Below are 3082 nucleotides of genomic sequence, written 5' to 3' on the forward strand. Positions count from 1 at the left end.
GAACCTATCGCGCAGCGATGTGTACGGTCCCGGTTAAAAGCTATATTCAGCGCCTCTACCTCGATCGGGTCGCCAAGACGCGTACCCGTGCCGTGCGCCTCGATATAACTGATGCTCTCCGGCAAAACCCCAGCAAACTTTTGGGCGTTTTTGATACATTCCGCCTGGCCCTCAACGCCGGGGGCTGTATAACCCACCTTATTGTTACCATCATTATTAACCGCGCTGCCTTTAATGATCGCATAGATATGATCATTGTCCTTCAGCGCCTCAGACAGACGTTTCAATACCACAATTCCTACCCCTTCGCCCCCAACACAACCACTCGCAGCCTGATCAAATGCCCGGCAATGACCATCTGATGAATTAATCATTCCATCTTCATATAGATATCCTTTGGTTTTTAATGTATTTATAGTCACTCCGCCGGCCAAGGCAAGTCCACACTCTTTCATGAGCAGACTTCGGCAGGCTTGATGTACGGCGACTAACGAAGTTGAACAGGCTGTGTCGATATAGATAGCTGGTCCACGCAGATTTAATTTGTAAGAAACCAAACTACTTAGATGCGCCTGATTGGATATCATATTTAAATAAAAAGGATCAACAGATGAATTGCCTGCCTGACCATTAGCATAGATTTTCCAATTGTTATTAATTGAAGCTCCGGCAAACAGGCCTATCTTTTTATTTGAAATCTGAGATGAGTAACCGGAATCTTCCAGGGCATGCCAACAATGTTCATGAAAGATCCTGATTTGAGGATCCATTAATGCGGCCTCTTCAAATCCGTATCCGAAAAATTCGTTATCAAAAAACTCCTTATTTGTAATAATAGCTGCTGATTTAACATATAATTTGTTCTGCAACTTCTTTACGGAAACTCCTTGTTCAGTTAATTCCTCGTCGGAAAAAGTAGTTACTGATTCATTTCCATTTTGAAGATTATCCCAAAATTTTTTATAATTATCACTACCCGGAAATCGAAGGGAAATTCCAATGATAGCAATCTCCAAACCATCGTACTTTTTATTTTGAATCATAATCTAAAAATCAAGTTTCTCTAAATCCCCAATAAGTGCTTCTCTGTCGAAATCGTCATCCGCCTTCGCTACCGGTATATCTAAAATGTAATTGACAAAACTTCCTATACTTGGATATTTAAAAAATGTGGCCGTGTTAATCTCTTTCATCAAAACCTTATTAACAGCTTTGGATAACTTAATTATCAACATCGAGTTACCGCCCAGGTCAAAAAAATTATCGTTGATCCCGATCCCGTCACGACCGAGCACTTCTTCCCATATCCGGATCAACTGCGATTCCGTCTCATTGCGCGCACCTTCGTAAACCGTACCTCCCGAAAGCTCACGGCCTTCTGGCGACGGCAGCCGTTTCTTATCTACCTTCCCGTTTGCCGTTAGCGGTAACGCATCCAGTTGTACATAATGCCCAGGTACCATATAGCCCGGCAAGCGTTCCTGCAGGTACTGCCGAAGCTCCGGCACATTCAGCATTTTGCTGCTTACCACGTACGCCACCAGCTCATGCTCGCCATTGCCCAGATCCAGCGCCTGTACAACCGAGCTGCTTACATCACTGTGCCCGTTTAGCGCGCTCTCGATCTCCCCTAACTCGATCCGGTAACCTCGCACTTTTACCTGGTCGTCTAAACGTCCCTGGTATTCTATATTTCCATCCGCGAGCCATCTGCCAAGGTCGCCTGTACGGTATAGGCGTTCGCCGGGCTTGAATGGGTTTGCGATAAACTTCTCCCGGCTCAACTCTTCACGGTTTAGATAACCGCGTGCAACACCAGCTCCACCTATGCAGATTTCTCCTGTTACTCCTATAGGCTGTAACTTTAAACCGGTATCTAAAATGTAGATCCCGGTATTATGTATAGGCTTGCCAATCGATAATTCAGTACTGCTTAATTTATTCCATGCCAACTCTATCGATGTTACCGTTGTTTCCGTTGGCCCATATTCATTATAAAAAGCATAAGCGTTCCATTTAGTGGCTAATGCTGTAGAGCATTTATCACCACCCGATACTACCCGTCGGAGTGAAGGATAATTCGTTTCTTCTATATTTTTTAACATTTCCGGAACCATATGAATGTGTGTTACTCCGGAATTCGTTATGTAAGATTCTAACTTTAATGGATCCTGAACCGTTTCTTTATCAATTACACTTAATAATGCTCCTGCTGTAAGTGCAATAAAAATTTGTTCTACTGAAGCGTCGAAGGAAATATTAGAAAACTGTAATACATGATCGGTCTCGTCTATTCTAAAAAAGGCTCGCTGTCCTATTACCAAATTAACCACGCTCCGGTGTTCCACCATCACCCCTTTGGGTTTGCCTGTTGAGCCTGAGGTGTAGATCACATACGCCAGGTCCTTCGATTCATTTACACCGGCAAGGTTATCTGCACCATATTCAGCTAATGACGACCGGAATTCCGATAACAGGGAGTCATCTATCAACACCTTACAGCCGCTGTCTTTTAGCATATAACTGATCCGCTCTGAAGGGTAACCCGGATCGACCGGTACATATGCACCTCCTGCCTTCAATACACCGAGGATCGAGATCACCAGCCATTCACTCCGGTCCTGCATGATCCCAACCAGGTCCTCACGGCCTACACCACGCGAACGCAGAAAATGCGCCAGCCGGTTTGACAAACCGTTCAGTTCCGAATAGCTCAGCGTCTGTTCTCCGAATACCAGTGCCGGTGATCCGGGGGCCTGCGCTGCCTGTGCCTCGAAAAGCGAAACAAGTGTTTCCTCCTCAGGGTAGGCTACCGCCGTATCATTGAAACTTTCCAGCAGCTCTTTGCGCTCTGCAGCACCCAGGTAATCCAGCTCCGAAATTGGCGCATCCGGTGAACCGCATACCGCCGGCAGCAGCCGCTCCAGGTGACCGCATAGCCGCTCTGCCATCTCTCGGCTGTAGATATCGCTGTTATAGGTCAGGTCCAAAAGGATACCCTCTGTGCCTTCTGTAAAATTGAACGTAAGGTCGAACTTACTGCTCTCTGTCTGCACTTCTTCATAGGCCCTTACTTCAAGGC

At 45.9% G+C, this 3082-nt stretch carries 2 protein-coding genes; both read right to left on the reverse strand.

Annotated features, from left to right (window positions below):
* Positions 1–1043: beta-ketoacyl synthase N-terminal-like domain-containing protein (locus tag ACFFGT_RS04450; protein WP_377021303.1), on the reverse strand; the 1043-nt coding region annotated here is incomplete at its 3' end.
* A 3-nt stretch (positions 1044–1046) separates the two neighbouring features.
* Positions 1047–3082, reverse strand: a 2036-nt coding sequence (locus ACFFGT_RS04455) for a non-ribosomal peptide synthetase (RefSeq protein ID WP_377021304.1), incomplete at its 5' end; no start/stop codon positions are given.

This window comes from Mucilaginibacter angelicae (assembly GCF_042434235.1).
GTDB lineage: Bacteria > Bacteroidota > Bacteroidia > Sphingobacteriales > Sphingobacteriaceae > Mucilaginibacter > Mucilaginibacter angelicae.